Here is a 17,641-nt window from a genome sequence, read left to right as displayed (position 1 = left end):
TATGGAGTGAACCGAAGACTTGAGCCAAGCACAGGTTCCTTGTGGGAGCGGGCTTGCTCGCGAAAGCGCCATGACAGTCGACATTGATGTCGAGCCTACAGGCCTCTTCGCGAGCAAGCCCGCTCCCACAGGGTTATTGGGTGGCCTCAGGTTTCGGGCCCGGCACAGGTCCCTTGTGGGAGCGAGCTTGCTCGCGATGATGCCCGCCCAGACGCCGCTGGCCTCAGCTCAGCACCACCACCCCACCCGGCAATTCGGTGCATTTGGCGCCGTAGGCATCGCGGATCAACAGCGCCACGCCCGCCAACTGGTCTAGGCGAAACCGTGCCTGGACCTTGCGCTGGCCCAATTCACGGTTGAGCAGCAGCAACATGCCGGGACGGTAGCGGTTGATTTCATCGATGACGCTGGCCAGGGACGCGTCGTTGAACACCAGGACCTGCTCACGCCAGGCAATGGCGGCCGACACATCGGCACGCTTGAGAACGCCCACCTGGTGAGGGTCGTAAGTCAGCTGCATACCCGGTTCCAGGCGAAACCGCTGGCCTTGCACCTCGACCTGCACCACGCCCTCCAGGCAGGTCGCGCAGACGCTCTGGTCGGTGTAGCGGATGTTGAAGCGTGCCCGGGCGGCGCTGATCCAACCGGCGCCGGCCTGGACACTGACCACCTGGGCACTGCGCCCCTGCACTTCAATTTCGCCACTGAGCAATTCCAACCCTTGCCCGCCATCGGCCAGCGCGCGGCGGCTGAGACGGGTCTGGGTGTTGAGTTCCAGGCTGACGCCCTCGGCCCATTCCACTCGGCGCTGTTCGCCGACATCGGTGATGTAGTCGGCCCCCAGCCCGGAAACACCGCCGGGTACCGTGGCGCGGATCAACAGGAAGGCCGCCGATGCGGCGATGGCGCCCCCCAACAACGCCCGACGACCGAAATGCCGGGGCGCCTGCAACGCTGCGGCGGCGGGTTGCAGCCCCTGCCACAGCGCCTTGGCCTGTTCGAAGGCCTGCGCATGTTCGGGGCTTTGCCCGCACCACAGGCGCAAGGCCCGGGCATCGGCCACGGTGGCACGCCCCGAGGTCAGCAGGATCAGCCAGTCTCGGGCCTCGCTGGCCAATCGGGCCTGGGGCGTGGCGTCAGGGGAAGCGATGCTGAAGATGTTCAAGCGCACACACACTCATGAAAGGGTCGGGTCTCTACTCTCAAGACGGTTTTCCCGCGCCGGGACCGAACCGCTGAATGACTTTTCTTTCCAGGCGCAGAGCACAATGCCCCAGCGCCGCCTTGATTTCCTTCTCCACCATGCGGGTGGAAATACCGAAGCGCTGGGAAATTTCCAGGTGCGGCGCCTCTTCCAGGCGAGCGGCGATGAAAATCCTGCGTCGGCGCGCCGGCAGTTCGTACAAGGCCTTGAGCAAGGTCTGCAACTCCTTCTGCCCACCCACCACCCGGGCCGGGTCCAGCGCCTCGTCCGAGACTTGCAGCAACTCCTCGACTTCATCGCCCGTCAGCAAGCGCGCATCGGCCTGCCGACGGTCGGCGGCGATGTTCAGGGCCATGCGATACAGATACGCATTGGGCTGGGCGATGTCCGGCGTGTCGACCATGCGATCGACCCGCAGGTAGGTTTCATGCAGCACGTCGTTGGCCAGTTCCTCGGAACCCAGGCGCCTGCGCAGGCGTACCCTGAAATCCTCATAGGAGGTGAGGAACAGTTTCACCAACGGGCTGCGACCGGTGTCTTTCATCGCCCCGACACCCCTTCCCCTGTCATGCATTCCATGCTTCTTCCTGATGAGTCGGGTAACAAAAGCAGGGTCACCGGCTGGCGTAGCGAACTGGGCGCCGGGCGGTCGATCCTGAGGTTTTGCAAACTGTTGACCAAGGCCTTGTCCCGCATCAGGTCGCCCGTGGAACTGACCAGGCGGCTGTGCTGGACCACGCCGTCCCGGCCGATCCACACTTGCAGCACCGCCCGAAAACTGCCCGGGCGGGTCAACGGTGAACGACATAAATTGCGCTGGATGACCGTCTGGATGGCTGCCGCGTAGTTGCTGTCACTCAAGCCTGGGGTGACGCCGGCAGGCAGCGGCACCTCGCGGACCCGCACCGGCTGCAACGTGAACGCATCCGCCCGGGCATAATGCGCCGCCAGCCCGGTGCCGCTGAGCAACACCCGCAACCCTTCGGCGGGGGTGAACCGCCCCTGCACGCCCAGCGTTTGGCGCTGGCTCGATAGCGGGTGATCCACCAGCACCGCCATGCCCGTCGCGCGACTGAACTGCTCCAGCGCCGTGGTCAGTTCCTGGGGCGCGATGTCCAGGTCCACCAGGCCAACCGCCTGGATCGGCCCGGCCAGCAGACACAGCAACACCATCAACCACCCCAAGGGCGCCCTGGTCCATCCACGTCCGCGTCCGCCCCCGGCTCTGCCCTGCTGCACGACTGACGTATCCGTTGAAAATCGTCATCCTGAGGGGTGTTTATGAATGTCGTATGACAACTGATACAAATCCCCTGGACCGCACTAGACTGATCCCCTGACAACGCACCGTCCGCTGCGGCGGGCCAGGAGGTCGGAGATGAAACAGTGGATGAACATGATCGCAGGCCTCGGGCTGTTCATGGCCCTGCCCTGGGCCCAGGGTGAAGAAGCCCCGGCCTGTATCGAGGTGACCGTGGGTGGCTACAAGACCCCCGACTACAACTGCCTGAGCCGGCAGATGGGCAACGACCCGCAAGCCGCGAAGGCAGCGCAACAGGCCCGGGAGGCCATGAACGTGCCCGTCAACGAACGTGCGCCGAACAGTATTGGCCTGGCAACCCCGGCGGCCACGGGGGTGCGCATGGGCAATACCTTTGGCACTTCGGTCAAGCCCCAGCGGCCGCCGGTTCCGGCTAACAACTCGCCGTTGCCCAAGTAACGATATTGCTTTTTGTGGCGAGGGAGCTTGCTCCCGCTGGGCTGCGAAGCGGCCCCAAGATTTTGCGGTCGCTGCGCAACCGAGCGGGAGCAAGCTCCCTCGCCACAGGAACGCATTCAGGCCGGATGAACGAACATCAACCACCCGGACTCTGGCGAAAACTCACCGCCAGCCGGTTCCAGCTGTTGATGGTGCTGATCGCCAGGGTCAGGTCCACCAGTTCTTCCTCGCTGAAACAGGCCCGGGCCTGGGCATAGACGTCATCGGACACCTGACTTTCAGCCAATAGCGTCACCGCCTCGGTCCAGGCCAGGGCGGCGCGTTCGCGGGCCGTGAAGAAACCGCTGTCGCGCCATACCGCCACCGCGTAGAGCCGCCGCTCGGTCTCGCCCTGACGCCGCGCTTCCACCGAATGCATATCGGTGCAGAAGGCACAGCCATTGAGCTGCGAGGCGCGGATCTTGATCAGGTGCAGCAGCGCCGGTTCGATACTCAGGCGACTGGTCAGGGCTTCCAGGCCGATCATGGCGCGCATCGCCCCGGGGGATGCGGTGTAGTAATCCAGACGCGGGCTCATGGCGGGCTCCGTGGCATTCGAGACCTTCACGGTAGGCCCCGGGGCTGGGCAATGACAGGTCCAATTCGTCGAAAAACCCGGGGACAAGTCCAATGAACGGGATTTTCTCCACGCAACTTCTACGCAGTCGCACAATGCGGGTAATCTTGCGCCTTTGACGCTGGCCGCCAACAATCGCCCAGGAGCTTGCGGGTATGGAACTTCATGTTGTCATCAACGGCCGCAAGGACCTGTCGGGCCAGTTGTATCAACAGTTGCGCAGCGCCATCGAGAGCGGTCGCCTGGCCGCCGGCACCCAACTGCCGCCCAGTCGCCTGCTGGCCGAGCAACTGGGGGTCTCGCGCAAGACCGTCTCCGACACCTACGCCCAACTGACCTACGAAAACTTCCTCACCGGCATCATCGGCAAAGGCACCTACGTCAATGCGCGGCCGGCCAAAGTCGTGCGCAAGCAAAGCCACCGCGAACTGGCCGGTGCCGACGTCGTCGAGGCCTGGCGCACCATGCCGGACCTGATGCGCCACCCCACCCTCGAAGGTGCGTTGCGCTACGACTTCATCGGCGGCGCCACCGGCAAGGGCCAGTTTCCACTGGACGACTGGCGACGCTGCACCGCCCACGCGCTGCGCCAGATCGCCAGCGCCAAGGGCTTCTACAGCCAGCCCGAAGGCCTGCCGTCGCTGCGCAATGCCATTGCCCGGCACATCGCGTTTTCCCGCGGGGTCAATTGCCAGGATGAAGACGTCGTGGTGTGCAACGGCGCACAGCAGGCCCTAGACCTGATCTCGCGGGTATTGACCCGTCCCGGCAGCCTGGTGGCCATGGAAGATCCGGGTTATCCGCCGGCGCGGTTGCTGTTTGGCTCCCAGGGCGCCACGGTGGCCGGGGTGCCGGTGGACGAGCAAGGCATGCGGGTGGACCTGGTCCCCGACGGCACTCGGTTGATTTATGTGACGCCCTCCCACCAGTTTCCCCTGGGCATGCCCATGAGCCAGGCTCGCCGCGAGGCCTTGCTGGCACGGGCCTATGAGCTGGGGGCGATCATCATCGAAGACGATTACGACAGCGAATTCCGCTACGAAGGTCGGCCCGCCGATTCGTTGCAGAGCCTGGATGAGCGCGGCATCGTCGCCTACGTCGGCACCTTCTCCAAGACCCTGTTGCCGGAGCTGCGGCTCGGTTACGCAATCCTGCCGCCGGCGATCCTTGAAGCGGTGATCCTGGCCAAGCGCCTCACTGACCAGCACACCTCCACCCTACCCCAATGGGCGCTGGCCAAGTTCATCGCCGAAGGCTGCCTGCTCAAGCACATCCGCCGCTGCCACACCCTGTACGCCGGGCGCCGCGAGCGGATCCTGGCGCGCATGGCCGGGGACTTGTCGCCCTGGTTCGAGGCCGTGCCCACCACCGCGGGCTTTCATATGGCGGTGTTGTGCAAGGTGCCGATGGACCTGGCGCTGGTGATCGAGCTGGCGCGAAAAGCCGAGGTCGGGCTCTACAGCCTTGAGGGCTTTTTCAATGATGTGCCCGTGCGGCCGGGCCTGTTCTTCGGTTTTGGTGCGATCGAAACCCTGGACATCGACATCGCCCTCGACCGTTTGCGCGACATTCTGCAGCAGGTGGCCTGAGGATTGGACTGGGCATTTATCCGCCCATTGGCTGTTTGAGCCTCGCGCCGCCAGGCCTATCCTGCACGGGTGTCATTGCGAGTAAACACCCCCGTCCGACTTGATTCAGGAGCCTGAAACAATGTCTCGCCAAGTGATCAATACCGTACAGGTGCTAGCCGCCGCCGGTCGCTCGGAAGAACTGGGCCGGCAATTGCAGCAAATCGTCGAGACCCTGCGCGCCCTGCCAGGCTGCGATGCCTACCTGGTCGATCGTTGCCCGGACGATGGCGACCGCTGGAACGTCAGCGCCCGCTGGCAATCGGAAGCGGCCATGCAAGCCCACTTCAACTGCCCGGAAGTGCAAGGCTTCATCAGCCTGATCGACAACCGCCTGGCCCGAAGCGTGGATTTCAATAGTTTTCCGGTTGTCTGAGGTATTCCTGTCTGGGCCACTGAAGTAAACGCTTCACCCCGTGGCGAGGGAGCTTGCTCCCGCTGGGTTGCGAAGCGACCCTAAAACCTGTTGAAGCGGCGTGTCAGATGGATTGAGTTGTTGCTGTTGGGGCTGCTTCGCAGCCCAGCGAGAGCAAGCTCCCTCGCCACAAAAGCCCCCATCGGCCAATGGCTTCATCGGCCCAGCCAATTGGTCTCCCCACCTTCCGAAAGATTGGACGTTTGTTTGCCCCACCCTGGGGCTTAGGGTGAACCCATCGCCGCGACAGCGCGAAATCACTCGAAACCACACAGGTCATACCCTCATGAAAACCCTTTGTCTGTTTGCCGTCCTCAGCCTGCTGCCCATGACTCAGACCTACGCCCACGAAGCCGCGCCTTCGGAGAAGGTCACGGTGTTGCAGGAGCAAATGCTGAAAAACGTTCCAGGTAAAAAAGCCATGATGCTGACCGTCAACTATGCCCCCGGCCAAGCGTCCATTGCCCACAAACACGAAGGCACGGCCATGGCCTATGTGCTGGAAGGCGCCATCACCTCCCAGGTCAAGGGCGAGCCGGCGAAGACCTACAAGGCCGGGGAATTCTGGTATGAAGCGGCGGGGTCCGAGCACCTGGTGTCGAAAAACGCCAGCGCGAGCCAACCGGCCAAGTTGCTGGTGTTCATGGTGATGGGAGAGGATGAGGCGGTGTTGATCCCACTGAAAAACTGACCCGCCGAGACGCAGTCCCCCTGTGGGAGCGAGCTTGCTCGCGATGGCGGTGGATCAGTCAAGTTCAATGTCGCGGACCCACCGCTATCGCGAGCAAGCTCGCTCCCACAGGGGACCACAGTGAATCTTTAATCAAAAAAAAGCCCCGCATCTCTCAATGCGGGGCTTTTTCATTCAACGCCGGATCAGTTGGGCGTCTTGACCGACTGACCACTCATCGCCACGTCCAGCAGTTCGCGGTTGGCGACCGCGTACATGGCGTAGTCGGTGCCGCTGGCGGCACGGATGTCCACCAGCATGGCACGCCAGCGCTCGACCATATCGTGATGCTGCTCGAGCCACAGCGCCAGGCGGGTTTCCACGTCCTGGGCGCCATCGCCCTCTTGCAGGACCGAGATGGTGATCGCCCGTTGCTGCCAGTCGACGTCATCGCGGAACGCTTCACGAGCCAGGGCCTGCCAGTTGTTTTCCACCGGCAAGGCGCTGATCTGTTGCAGGTACCAGGTGATGTCCAGGGCGCTGCCCACGGCGAAGTAAGCCTTGGCCACATCGGCGGCGTTCTGGCCGGTGACGTCGGACGCCTCGATGATCGGCAGCAAGGTGTACAGGTGCGTGGTGCCGGCGACCATGCGCGCCAACAACTCTGGCACGCCAGCCGCGACATAGGCCTGGTAGCGGGTCTGCCAGCCTTCGCGGGTCGGGCCTTCCAGCAGTTCGTCAAGCTTGAGGCCCAACGCCGCCAGGTGCGGACCGAAGTGCGCGACGTCACGGGCAGCGTTCTGCTCGTTGCGGCGGCTGCGCAGGAACCAGCGCGTGGCGCGACGGCCCAGGCGCATCAGCTCGTCCATCAGCTCCAGTTGCACGTCGGCCGAGACCTGGTGGTCCAGGGCTTCAATCTGACGGAACCAGTGCGGGAGGTGGAAGATGTCACGCACGATCACATAAGCGCCAGCCACGTTTGCCGGGCTCATGCCCGTAGACTCTTTCAACCGCTGGACGAAGGTGATGCCCATGTGGTTGACCAGGTCGTTGGCGATCTGGGTGCTGACGATCTCGCGCTTCAGGCGATGGCGACGCATGGCCTCGGAGAACTTGCTCACCAGCGTCGGCGGGAACGCGGTTTCCATGTCACGGGTCAGGTAATCGTCGTCCGGTACCAGGGAGTTGAGCAGCGCTTCCTTGAGGTCGATCTTGCTGTAGGAGATCAGCACCGACAGTTCGGCACGGGTCAGGCCATGGCCCGCCGCGACACGTTCGGCCAGTTGATCTTCAGTCGGCAGGAACTCGATGGCGCGGTCCAGCTTGCCCCGGGCTTCCAGATCGTTCATCAGGCGCTTGTATTCGGCGATACGCACGAAGGCGCGGCGTGCCGCCAGGGACAGGGCCTGGGTCTGCTTGTAGTTGTTGCCCAACACCAGGCCACCCACTTCGTCGGTCATGCTCGCCAGCAACTGGTTGCGTTGCTTGTCGGTCATGTCGCCGGCCTGCACCACTTCGTTGAGCAGGATCTTGATGTTCACTTCGTGGTCGGAGCAATCCACGCCACCGGCGTTGTCGATGAAGTCGGTGTTGGAACCGCCGCCATTGAGACCGAACTCGACGCGACCCAGTTGGGTCATGCCCAGGTTGCCGCCCTCACCCACGACCTTGCAGCGCAGTTCGTTGCCGTTCACGCGCAGCGCATCGTTGGCCTTGTCGCCGACATCGGCGTGGCTTTCGGTGCTGGCCTTGACGTAGGTGCCGATACCGCCGTTCCACAACAGGTCCACCGGCGCCTTGAGCAAGGCGTTGAGCAGTTCGGTCGGGGTCAGTTTGTCGGCCTTGATGTCGAAGCGCTCTTTCATCTGTGGCGAGATGGCGATGCTTTTCGCGCTGCGCGAGAAGATACCGCCGCCTTCGGACATGATGCTGGCGTCGTAGTCGGTCCAGGCCGAACGCGGCAGGTCGAACAGCCGCTTGCGCTCGGCAAAGCTGCTGGCAGGCTCCGGATTCGGGTCGATGAAGATGTGCAGGTGGTTGAAGGCCGCGACCAGTTGCAGCTTGTCGGACATCAACAAGCCGTTGCCGAACACGTCGCCGGCCATGTCGCCAACGCCCACCACGGTGATGCTGTCTTCCTGGACATTGATGCCGCGCTCGCGGAAGTGGCGCTGCACGCCGACCCACGCGCCCTTGGCGGTGATGCCCATTTTCTTGTGGTCGTAGCCGGCCGAACCGCCGGAGGCGAACGCATCGCCCAGCCAGAAGCCGTAGTCGATGGCGATGCCGTTGGCGATGTCGGAGAAGGTCGCGGTGCCCTTGTCCGCCGCCACCACCAGGTACGGGTCATCGTCGTCATGCCGCACGACGTTGGCCGGCGGTACCAGCGCGCCGTCCTTGAGGTTGTCGGTGATGTCCAACAGGCCGGAGATGAAGATGCGATAGCAGGCGATGCCTTCGGCCGCGATCTCGTCCCGGCTGCCGCCCAACGGCAGGCGACGAGGCAGGAAACCACCCTTGGCGCCCACGGGCACGATCACCGAGTTCTTCACTTGCTGGGCTTTTACCAGGCCCAGCACTTCGGTGCGGTAGTCTTCTTCACGGTCGGACCAGCGCAGGCCACCGCGGGCAACGTTGCCGAAGCGCAGGTGCACGCCTTCGACCCGTGGCGAGTAGACGAAGATCTCGAACTTGGGCACCGGTTTCGGCAGTTCCGGGATCAGGTGCGGGTTGAACTTGAAGCTGAAGTAGGACTTGTTCTGGCCGTTGGCGTCGGTCTGGTAGAAGTTGGTCCGCAGAGTGGCCTTGATCAGGTCCAGGTAGCGACGCAGGATGCGGTCTTCGTTGAGCACCTGGACGTCATCCAGGGCCGAGAGGATCGCTTGCTCCAGACGCAGTTGCTTGTCTTCCAGGTCGTCGCCACTGAGCTTGCGCGCCAGGTAGAAGCGGGTCTTGAACAACCGGGTCAGCTCGCGAGCGATGTCGGTGTGGTTGTTCAGGGTGCTGGCGATGTAACCCAGGTCGAAGCCCAGGCGAATCTGCTTCAGGTAACGGGCGTAGGCGCGCAGCAGCGCCACGTCGCGCCATGGCAGGCCAGCGGTCAACACAAGGCGGTTGAACGCATCGTTCTCGGCATCGCCGCGCACGATGTGGACGAAGGCGTCCTGCAAGGTGTCGTTGAGTTGCTGGATGTCCAGGTCCAGGCCTTCGGCGGCGGTGAAGGCGAAGTCATGAATCCAGAACTCGCGGCCGTTGGTGTGGCGCAAGCGGTACGGGAATTCACCCAGCACGCGCAGGCCGAGGTTTTCCAGGATCGGCAGCACGTCGGACAGCGCCAGCGGCGTGTCGGCGTGATACAGCTTGCAGTGCAGCTCGCGCTGGCCGGAGACCTGGCCCAGCGGCTGGTAGAAGCTCATGACCAGCGGGTTCTTTTCGCTCAGGTTCAGCAGGTGTTGCATGTCGACCACGGCCGAGTGCGCGGCAAAGCGCTCGCGGTAGCCGGCCGGGAAGCCTTTCGGGAAATCCGACAGCACGTTGGTGCCCTGGGCTTCGCCGAAGCTTTCGATGACCAGGCTGGCGTAGTCGTCCTTCCAGCTGCGGCAGGCCTGCACGACTTCTTTTTCCAGCAGCAGCGGGTCGATGTCGAGGCGGTTCTTCGGGTCCACCCGCAGGATCAACTGCACACGGGCCAGTACGGATTCGGAGAAGAAGGTCCAGAACTCGCAGTCCGAGGCCTTCAGGCGATCCATCAGCACTTGCTGGATCTTCTGGCGCACTTCGGTGGAATAGATGTCACGTGGCACGTAGGCCAGGCAGTAGCAGAAACGGCCATACGGGTCTTTGCGCAGGAACACGCGGATCTTGTTGCGTTCCTGGATCTGCACGATGGACATGACGGTGCTGAACAGCTCGTCCACCGGGGTCTGGAACAGGTCGTCACGGGGCAGCACTTCGACCACCTGGGCCAGTTCCTTGCCCAGGTGCGCCTTGGCCTGGAAGCCCGAGCGACGCTCGATTTCCGCGACCTTGCGGCGGATGTACGGGATGACCCGCACGCTCTCGCCATACACCGAAGAGGTGTACAGGCCCATGAAGCGGCATTCCTTGATGACCTTGCCGCTGGCGTCGATTTCGCGGATCGACACGTAGTCCGGGTAGGCCGGACGGTGTACGCGGCTCGGGTGCGCGGCCTTGGCGAACGACAGCAGGGTCGGCTCGCGCAGGTAGGCGACGGCGTAGTCTTCGATGCGCAGGTCTTCGGCGGTCAGGCCGGCGCGCAGCAATTTGGTCAGGCCCAGGAACGACTCGGGGTCGTACTCGATGTGACCGCCGTCGGCCTCGTCGCGTACCACGAACTCTTCATAGCCCAGGAAGGTGAAGTGGTTGCCCACCAGCCATTCCAGGAAGCTCTTGATCTCGCTCTTTTCATCAGCGTCGATGGCGAAGGCGCTGCTGTCCAGGCTGTCGAGGATTTCCTGGACCTTGGCTTTCATCGGTTCGAAATCGGCCACGGCCACGCGCACTTCGCCCAGCACTTGCTCAAGTTCCTTGCTCAGGACGTTGAGTTCGGCGGCGTTGGCGCAGCGGTCGATCTCCAGGTACATCAACGACTCTTGCAGGATGCCGTCGCCCTGGGTGCCTTTTGGCAGGATTTCCAGCAACTCGCCCTTGCTGCCGCGACGCACGCTCAGCACAGTGGTTTGCAGGGTATGGATGCTGTAGCCGCGACGGTTCAGCTCGGTGCGGACCGAGTCCACCAGGAACGGCAGGTCATGGTGCAACACTTCCACGGCCGTGTGGGTCGACTGCCAGCCGTGGCGTTCGTAATCGGGGTTGTAGACGCGCACCTGCGGTTGCGTGTGATCGAAGCGCTCAAGCAGGCGCCAGGCAGACAGGGTGCAGCCGGCGAGGTCGGACAACCGGCGCTGGGTAAGTTCATCGAGGGAAATGATGCCGAAGAATTGTTCAGCGAACAGCGCCACTTGTGGCAGTGCCTGTTCACTGATGTGCTGCGCCAGTGCCGCTTGCAGTTGGTGCTGGAAGTCGGCTTTGCTGGCTGCGGTGAAGAACGCCATCTGTGGTACTCCGCTTGGGCTTGTTATTGATGAAAGCGTCGCGTGCAACCCCTTGCGGGGCTATCGGCCATCCCGTTCCTGATTCTCGGGCAGAGGAAACAGGATGACAGGTGGGTGAAGCTGGACAGGACCCACAGGTCACATCCTTTTCCATCTAATTTCGTGTCATGGACACCTGCAAAAACCACCCAAGGGTGGCCTTGGCAGGTGCACATCCGTTGCGCAGCTTAACGAGTGCGACAACCTGCCTGCTTGCAGCGCTGCGACATATTCGGTCATCGGCTAGCTAAACAGCCGGTACGCACCGAACAACCCTAGCAGGCCGGGGGCCAAACGGCACCCCGAGGCGGTAAACCAGCAGAAAATCCTTCAGGCTGGCAAAATCCACTTTTCGCACCCCGCAGGTGCACTCGATCCTGGAGCCAACACCATGCAAATGACCACCGCCCTTCTGATCGCCAACCCGTGTGATGAAGAAGAAGACAACATGGCCATGCTCTGCTGCCACAGCGCCCAGGGCGAAATGTTCCTGATGACGCGCTACCCCGACGAAGACGAACTGGAAATCGCCCTCGATGGAGAGCCTTCGACACTGGAGGGCGTCAAGGTCACCCTCAGCCCGACCCGCCTGCTGATTGAAATTGCCCCGGCGGACGCCGATGCGCTCAACGGCGACGATGTGCTGGAGATCACCCACGACACCGATGCGGCGGACCTGGCGGAAGTGGAACTGACGTTGCAGAACATCCTCAAGGGGACGGGGACCTATATAAGCCAGCTCTGACTTCCAAGGCGACCGCTCCCCTGTGGCGAGGGGATTTATCCCCGCTGGGCTGCGCAGCAGCCCTGAAGCAGTGAATTCAGTCTTCCTGGCACACCGAGTTGCCTGGTTCGAGGGCCGCTTCGCAGCCCAACGGGGATAAATCCCCTCGCCACAGGATCAGTGCGCCAGCTGTTATTCGTCTTTCTGCACGAGATTGCCGTCAGCGTCATAGACCAGGTACTCGTCATCGTTATTCGGATCCCTTACGTAGTAACGGGCCTCATTGCCGTTATCCGGCACCTTCATGCTGGTGTAGGACCCCAGTGCCTTGATCACCTTGTTGTCCTGACTGATCAAGACCAGCCCGGAACCACCACCGGCCCGGATGGCCGCGGCGTAACGGGTCTGAAACGCGTTGATCTGGCTGTAATCCAGCGGCACCCGCAGCCTGCCCGCCAGGTCGATGGCACCGTAGCTACCATCCCGTGCGACCACCGCCATGCCGTTGGAAAACGGTGTCACTTCGTCATACGGCAACTTGATGGGTAGCCGCGCGCCCTGGCGATCGATAAACGCGAATTTCCGGCTTTTAGTGTCCTGCACCAGCAGCGGTTGCTGGCCCACAAACCGGCCTATCACGTTGTCACCCTGAAGGTTGATCCGTTTACCTTCCAGGTCGAAAACGTCCTGATGACGCCGATCGGGGGCACTGGCGTAGAGCAAACCCTCGCTGTGCTCGATGCCCGAGAATTGCGTCGGCAGGATCTGCTTGCCATCCAGGGTATAGGCACCGTACAGGCCCTCCGTGACATCGGTTCGCTTGCCGAGACGGGCGATGAACAGGTTGTCGGTCACGGTGGGGTTGACGAATTTCATCGGCAACACGAAACGGTGACGCCTGGCATCGTAAAGCCCATAAGGGCCGTTGGTTTCACGCTCCACCAACAGCAGGCCATTGCTCAATGCCTCGGTGATGTGTTCGAACGGCAAGTCCACGAGCTTGTTGCTACCGGCGGGAAAATAGGCGAGCTGGCTGCGCAACGCCTGCCACTGCGAATCCGGGTCGCTGGATTTCTCCGGGGAAAACAAGGCGTAGGTATCGGCCATCTGGCTATCTTGCACCTGCACCCAACGGGGCTTGATCAACCACTGGCCGGCCTGGTCGATGAAGCCGTAGCGCTCGGCGTTCCGGTCCAGGGCAATGTAACGCGCTTGTGCAGCCAGGACGTTGTCGACCTGGGTGAACTCAACGGTGTTGTCTTCCATCGGATCGAGCACATGGATGACGATACGTTGCGGGGTGGCCTCGAATCGATAGTCGACCTCGGTGTTTTTCAAAGGCCCCGCCTGAGCGACCAGCGCCTCGGTCAAGCGTCCCAACTGTTGCTGCACCGCTTGGCCGGTCTTGAGCTGCTTGAGATCATCCTTGGTCTGCAGCAGCGCTTTGTAATAGTTCTGCAACGCCGCGATATCGCCATCGGAGGGAAACGACCGGGCGTTGTGACCGTTGCTGTAGAGCGCCCTGCCCGCATCATCCACCCCCTGCACCACGAAGGTCGACGATTTCGGCGTACTCAAGCGCACGGAGGCGCTGCCATCACCCAGGGCGGTGAGCTGGAAGGACTGGTCGTCGTCCAGGGTCACTTTCGGGTGATCCTTGTCCAGCACCACTTTCTTGAACGCCGGGTAGCTGCGGTACGCGACTGTCAGGCCGAGACTCGCCAGCGGTTTGTTCACCGACAGTGCAAAGGCGTCATGGGACGAGATCGTGTCGTCGGACTCTACCTCAGGCGCCCCCTTGAGCTCGGCGAAGATTTTTTCGCTGCCATCGCGAAAACGCAGGCGTTGCGGCAGGTATTGCTCGGCCGCTGGCTCATCCGGCGTGGCGGCGCGCTTCCAGAGCGGATCAAGGCTGCTGGTATCGAGCCGCACCTCAGAACCCTCGGCGAACAGCCGCTGGGTAAAACGCAGGCCCTGGATCGACGCCAGTTCAGCTTTCAGTTGCGCACTTGTGAACGGCACAAACAGCGGCTCGTATTGCAGCGGCTGCTCATCGGCAGGCTCGTTCGTCTCGACGGTCAGGCTCAGTTGCACATCACTGACCAACTCCAAGGACCTGAGGCTTTCACCGGCGTCCTGAATCAAGTAATTGAGGCGTTTCTCCACCTCGGGCGGTGCCAGCGTGCCGATGTCTTCCATGCCCCCTTCGTTCAGTTGCTCGGCGGCGAAACCTTCATCGGCCGGCGCGCCGCTGTGGCGAAACAGGTAATAGGACGTAAAGCCCACCACCAACAAGGTCACACTCAGTATCGACAGCAATCTCAAGCGAGGCTGGGTAAAGTTCATGGTGGCTTCGGTAGTCAAAGGGCAGGGAAAGGCAGGCAGCTAACCACACGGCCTTACGCGCTGCAAATCGGCTGGAGGGGTCGGTTCTGATGAGGATCTGTCTGGATCGTCGCCCCTGTGGGACTGAAGCGAACCACCGTCGGTCGTGCCTCTGACACGTCGCCCTTGACGACCGCTTGGGTTCTGGTGTTTCCTGAAACCGGTTTCAGAGCCACTAATAAATCCAATAAGCAGGTTTCAATCCGTGAACTCTTTCTCCGCCGCCCAGCGCAACCGCGTGACCATGCTCGACGTCGCCGAACGCGCCGGGGTCTCCAAGGCCAGTGTCTCGCGTTTCATTGGCGAAGACCGTGCCCTGCTCTCCGAGGCCATCGCCCGGCGCATCGAGCAGGCCATCAGCGAACTGGGCTACCGGCCGAACCAGATGGCCCGTGGCCTCAAGCGCGGGCGCACACGCCTGATCGGCATGCTGGTGGCCGATATCCGCAACCCTTATTCGATTGCCGTGATGCATGGCGTGGAAACCGCCTGTCGTCGCCATGGCTATAGCCTGGTGGTGTGCAACACCGACCGCGATGACGAGCAGGAACGCCAGCACCTGGCGCTGCTGCGCGCCTACAACATCGAAGGGCTGATCGTGAACACCTTGGGTCACCACCGTGACGAACTGTTCGAACTGCGCAGCGAAATGCCCCTGGTGCTGGTGGATCGCAAGGTCGATCGGCTCGACAGCGATCTGGTCGGACTGGACAACCCGGCAGCCATCGAAATGGCCCTCGATCACCTCGAACAACGGGGCTACCGCGACCTGTTGCTGGTGACTGAACCGTTCGATGGCACCAGCTCCAGGATCGAGCGCGTCGAGAGTTTCAAGGCCGGCATCCAACGACGGCCTGCCCTGGCCGGCACCGTGGTGCAAACCTGTGATCAGTTGACCACGCGCATCAAGACCTTTCTTGCCCAGCCTGGCCATGGCCCCAAGGCGTTGTTCTGCGCCAATGGCATCGCCGCCCTGGCCGCCACGACGGTGTTGCGCGAGCTGGGTTGTCACTTGTTCGACGACGTGGGCCTGATCGCCCTCGATGACTTGGATTGGTACCCCTTGGTGGGCAGCGGCATCACGGCCCTGGCCCAGCCGACGGCGGAGATCGGCGCCAGCGCGTTCGAATGCCTGCTCAAGCGCTTGCGCGGTGACAACGGGCCGGTGCGGACCCTGGATTTTGCGGCGCGGTTGATTGAGCGTGGGTCGACGCTTGGGCATGGGCGGTGATGGTGAGGGACCTATCGCGAGCAAGCTCGCTCCCACAGGGATCTTCAGTGCGCCACAGATCCAGTGTGGGAGCGAGCCTGCTCGCGATGAGGCCCTGAAGCATCCCCCTTTTTTTGAACAAAACTGAAACCGGTTTCAGAGGTATAACAACAATGCACAATCCACCCGTCTCCATCAGCCTTTCCAGCTACGGCGCCGACCTGGTGCGACAACATGGCCAAGGCCGTTTCATCGATCTGTTGGCCGCCGCCGGTGCCTCGCGCATCGAATGGCGCGAAGAATTGCTCACCACCGAACAGCCCGCTGAACTGGCCGCCGCTGCCCGAGCCCAGGGGCTGCAGAGTATTTTTTCGTCACCACTGGAACTGTGGCTCGCCGGCCAGTCCAGGCCCAATCCCGCCCTGGCGCGGGCCCTGCAACGCGGCGAGGCGTTCGGTTCGACCTGGCTGAAAGTCTCCCTCGGTCATTTCACCGACTCCAATGACCTGTCGGCACTGGCCCCGGTGCTCGCCGCTAGCCCGGTGCGGTTGCTGGTGGAAAACGACCAGACCTTGCAGGGCGGACGGATCGAACCGTTGCAACGGTTCTTCACCGCGGTGGAGCATCAAGCGCTGCCCGTCGCCATGACCTTCGACATTGGCAACTGGCAATGGCAGGACCAATCGGCCGCCGTGGCCGCCCGACAGCTCGGACGGTATGTGGCGTATGTGCACTGCAAGGCCGTGGCCCGGCGCGCCGACGGCAAACTCGTCGCCGTGCCTCCGGCCATGACCGACCTGCACCTGTGGGAACAACTGCTCAAGCACATGCCCACCGGCGTGATGCGCGCCGCCGAATACCCGCTGCAAGACGATGACCTGCTGCAACTGACCACCCGCCATGTCGCCACCCTGTCCCGCCTCGGGCAATCGCACCAGGAGCCTGCCCATGTCTGAGTTCGATGTATTGTCGTTCGGCGAAACCATGGCAATGCTGGTGGCGGACCAGCGCGGTGACCTGGCCAGCGTCGATCAGTTTCACAAGCGCATTGCGGGGGCCGATAGCAACGTGGCTATCGGGCTGTCGCGGCTGGGCTTCAAGGTGGCGTGGCTGAGCCGGGTCGGCGCCGATTCCCTGGGGCGCTTCGTGACGCAGACCTTGGAAAACGAGGGTCTGGATTGTCGCCACGTGACGGTCGACCCGGAGCACCCCACCGGCTTCCAGTTCAAATCCCGTACCGTCGATGGCAGCGACCCGCAAGTCGAGTATTTCCGGCGCAACTCGGCGGCCAGCCATCTGTCGATCGACTCCATCGCGCCAGCGCTGCTTGACGCCCGTCACTTGCACGCCACCGGCATCGTCCCGGCGCTGTCGGGCATGGCCCGCGAAATGTCCTTTGAATTGATGAGCCGCATGCGCGAGGCCGGCCGCAGCCTCTCGTTCGACCCCAACCTGAGGCCGAGCCTGTGGGGCAGCGAGTCGACGATGATCACTGAAATCAATCGCCTCGCCGCCCTCGCCCACTGGGTCTTGCCGGGGCTTGGCGAAGGCCGGCTGCTGACCGGCTTCGACGACCCCGCCGACATCGCCGCGTTCTACCTGGACCAAGGTGCTGAAATCGTCGTGATCAAGCTCGGCGCGGACGGCGCCTATTACCGCACGGCGCTGGACCAGGGCGTCATCCCCGGCGTGCCGGTGGCCCAGGTGGTGGACACCGTGGGCGCCGGCGATGGCTTCGCTGTCGGCCTGATCAGCGCATTGCTCGAAGGCCACGCCATCACCGAGGCCGTGCGGCGCGCCAACTGGATTGGCAGCCGCGCGGTGCAGAGCCGTGGGGACATGGAAGGGTTGCCGACGCGCCTTGAGTTATTGGCTGAATTTGAAACCGCCGATCGCGAGCAAGCTCGCTCCCACAAGGTTTCGTACTGACCCTGTGGGAGCGAGCCTGCTCGCGA

Annotated in this window: 14 protein-coding genes; 8 read left to right on the top strand and 6 right to left on the bottom strand. The window is 62.8% G+C overall.

Features of this window, described 5'->3' with window-relative positions; all coding sequences use genetic code 11:
• Positions 1-223 precede the first annotated feature (223 nt).
• The 3 genes from AC515T_RS13005 to AC515T_RS12995 are packed head-to-tail and all read right to left on the bottom strand — an operon-like array spanning position 224 to position 2,377.
• The gene (locus AC515T_RS13005) at positions 224-1,165 is read right to left on the bottom strand and encodes a FecR family protein (RefSeq protein WP_496533130.1); all 942 of its coding nucleotides are present in this window, start codon (positions 1,163-1,165) and stop codon (positions 224-226) included.
• A 37-nt stretch (positions 1,166-1,202) separates the two neighbouring features.
• Positions 1,203-1,748 carry a sigma-70 family RNA polymerase sigma factor gene (locus tag AC515T_RS13000; RefSeq protein ID WP_496532808.1) on the bottom strand — a complete coding sequence of 182 codons (546 nt, stop codon included), beginning with the start codon at positions 1,746-1,748 and terminating at the stop codon, positions 1,203-1,205.
• Entirely contained in the window at positions 1,745-2,377 is a 633-nt protein-coding gene (locus tag AC515T_RS12995; protein WP_496533129.1) for a secretin and TonB N-terminal domain-containing protein, read from the bottom strand. The genes AC515T_RS13000 and AC515T_RS12995 overlap by 4 nt, the downstream gene beginning before the upstream one ends.
• 205 nt (positions 2,378-2,582) lie before the next feature.
• Between AC515T_RS12995 and AC515T_RS12990 the strand changes: the two genes are divergently transcribed.
• Positions 2,583-2,924 (top strand): hypothetical protein, encoded by a 342-nt coding sequence (locus AC515T_RS12990; RefSeq protein WP_496532807.1) that lies wholly within the window; start codon positions 2,583-2,585, stop codon positions 2,922-2,924.
• 136 nt (positions 2,925-3,060) lie between these two features.
• On the opposite strand, the gene AC515T_RS12985 is transcribed toward AC515T_RS12990, so the two are convergent.
• Entirely contained in the window at positions 3,061-3,501 is a 441-nt protein-coding gene (locus AC515T_RS12985; protein ID WP_496532806.1) for a carboxymuconolactone decarboxylase family protein, read from the bottom strand.
• A gap of 194 nt (positions 3,502-3,695) precedes the next feature.
• Here AC515T_RS12985 and pdxR point away from each other — a divergent pair, with 194 nt between their 5' ends.
• The 3 genes from pdxR (at position 3,696) to AC515T_RS12970 (ending at position 6,274) form a co-directional block, all read left to right on the top strand.
• Entirely contained in the window at positions 3,696-5,129 is a 1,434-nt protein-coding gene (pdxR, locus tag AC515T_RS12980; protein ID WP_496532805.1) for a MocR-like pyridoxine biosynthesis transcription factor PdxR, read from the top strand.
• A 121-nt stretch (positions 5,130-5,250) separates the two neighbouring features.
• The gene (locus AC515T_RS12975; protein ID WP_496532804.1) at positions 5,251-5,544 is read left to right on the top strand and encodes an antibiotic biosynthesis monooxygenase family protein; all 294 of its coding nucleotides are present in this window, start codon (positions 5,251-5,253) and stop codon (positions 5,542-5,544) included.
• A gap of 325 nt (positions 5,545-5,869) precedes the next feature.
• Positions 5,870-6,274 (top strand): cupin domain-containing protein, encoded by a 405-nt coding sequence (locus tag AC515T_RS12970; protein WP_496532803.1) that lies wholly within the window; start codon positions 5,870-5,872, stop codon positions 6,272-6,274.
• Positions 6,275-6,459: 185 nt separating this feature from the next.
• Here the strand turns inward: AC515T_RS12970 and AC515T_RS12965 are convergent, their stop codons facing one another.
• A complete protein-coding gene (locus AC515T_RS12965; protein WP_496532802.1) occupies positions 6,460-11,328 on the bottom strand; it encodes an NAD-glutamate dehydrogenase in 4,869 nt (1,622 codons plus the stop codon).
• A gap of 430 nt (positions 11,329-11,758) precedes the next feature.
• Between AC515T_RS12965 and AC515T_RS12960 the strand changes: the two genes are divergently transcribed.
• Positions 11,759-12,112, top strand: a complete 354-nt coding sequence (locus AC515T_RS12960; RefSeq protein WP_496532801.1) for a hypothetical protein — start codon at positions 11,759-11,761, stop codon at positions 12,110-12,112.
• 171 nt (positions 12,113-12,283) lie between these two features.
• On the opposite strand, the gene AC515T_RS12955 is transcribed toward AC515T_RS12960, so the two are convergent.
• A complete protein-coding gene (locus AC515T_RS12955) occupies positions 12,284-14,437 on the bottom strand; it encodes a WG repeat-containing protein (protein WP_496532800.1) in 2,154 nt (717 codons plus the stop codon).
• Positions 14,438-14,681: 244 nt separating this feature from the next.
• On the opposite strand from AC515T_RS12955, the gene AC515T_RS12950 reads away from it, so the two are divergent.
• The 3 genes from AC515T_RS12950 (at position 14,682) to AC515T_RS12940 (ending at position 17,615) form a co-directional block, all read left to right on the top strand.
• Positions 14,682-15,707 carry a LacI family DNA-binding transcriptional regulator gene (locus AC515T_RS12950; RefSeq protein WP_496532799.1) on the top strand — a complete coding sequence of 342 codons (1,026 nt, stop codon included), beginning with the start codon at positions 14,682-14,684 and terminating at the stop codon, positions 15,705-15,707.
• A 152-nt stretch (positions 15,708-15,859) separates the two neighbouring features.
• Positions 15,860-16,642 carry a sugar phosphate isomerase/epimerase family protein gene (locus AC515T_RS12945; RefSeq protein WP_496532798.1) on the top strand — a complete coding sequence of 261 codons (783 nt, stop codon included), beginning with the start codon at positions 15,860-15,862 and terminating at the stop codon, positions 16,640-16,642.
• Positions 16,635-17,615, top strand: coding sequence for a sugar kinase (locus tag AC515T_RS12940; RefSeq protein WP_496532797.1), 981 nt, complete (start codon positions 16,635-16,637; stop codon positions 17,613-17,615). Before AC515T_RS12945 ends, AC515T_RS12940 begins: the two co-directional genes overlap by 8 nt.
• Positions 17,616-17,641 lie beyond the last annotated feature (26 nt).

Source organism: Pseudomonas sp. FSO-7 (genome assembly GCF_059579345.1).
This window is presented reverse-complemented; position numbering and strand designations above follow the sequence as displayed.

What these genes read in the sequence shown, in the direction of transcription:
- AC515T_RS13000 (WP_496532808.1), bottom strand. Translation starts at nt 1,748, where the DNA reads ATGAAAGACACCGGTCGCAGCCCGTTGGTGAAACTGTTCCTCACCTCC.
- AC515T_RS12995 (WP_496533129.1), bottom strand. Translation starts at nt 2,377, where the DNA reads ATGGTGTTGCTGTGTCTGCTGGCCGGGCCGATCCAGGCGGTTGGCCTG.
- AC515T_RS12990 (WP_496532807.1), top strand. Translation starts at nt 2,583, where the DNA reads ATGAAACAGTGGATGAACATGATCGCAGGCCTCGGGCTGTTCATGGCC.
- AC515T_RS12985 (WP_496532806.1), bottom strand. Translation starts at nt 3,501, where the DNA reads ATGAGCCCGCGTCTGGATTACTACACCGCATCCCCCGGGGCGATGCGC.
- pdxR (WP_496532805.1), top strand. Translation starts at nt 3,696, where the DNA reads ATGGAACTTCATGTTGTCATCAACGGCCGCAAGGACCTGTCGGGCCAG.
- AC515T_RS12975 (WP_496532804.1), top strand. Translation starts at nt 5,251, where the DNA reads ATGTCTCGCCAAGTGATCAATACCGTACAGGTGCTAGCCGCCGCCGGT.
- AC515T_RS12970 (WP_496532803.1), top strand. Translation starts at nt 5,870, where the DNA reads ATGAAAACCCTTTGTCTGTTTGCCGTCCTCAGCCTGCTGCCCATGACT.
- AC515T_RS12965 (WP_496532802.1), bottom strand. Translation starts at nt 11,328, where the DNA reads ATGGCGTTCTTCACCGCAGCCAGCAAAGCCGACTTCCAGCACCAACTG.
- AC515T_RS12960 (WP_496532801.1), top strand. Translation starts at nt 11,759, where the DNA reads ATGCAAATGACCACCGCCCTTCTGATCGCCAACCCGTGTGATGAAGAA.
- AC515T_RS12955 (WP_496532800.1), bottom strand. Translation starts at nt 14,437, where the DNA reads ATGAACTTTACCCAGCCTCGCTTGAGATTGCTGTCGATACTGAGTGTG.
- AC515T_RS12945 (WP_496532798.1), top strand. Translation starts at nt 15,860, where the DNA reads ATGCACAATCCACCCGTCTCCATCAGCCTTTCCAGCTACGGCGCCGAC.
- AC515T_RS12940 (WP_496532797.1), top strand. Translation starts at nt 16,635, where the DNA reads ATGTCTGAGTTCGATGTATTGTCGTTCGGCGAAACCATGGCAATGCTG.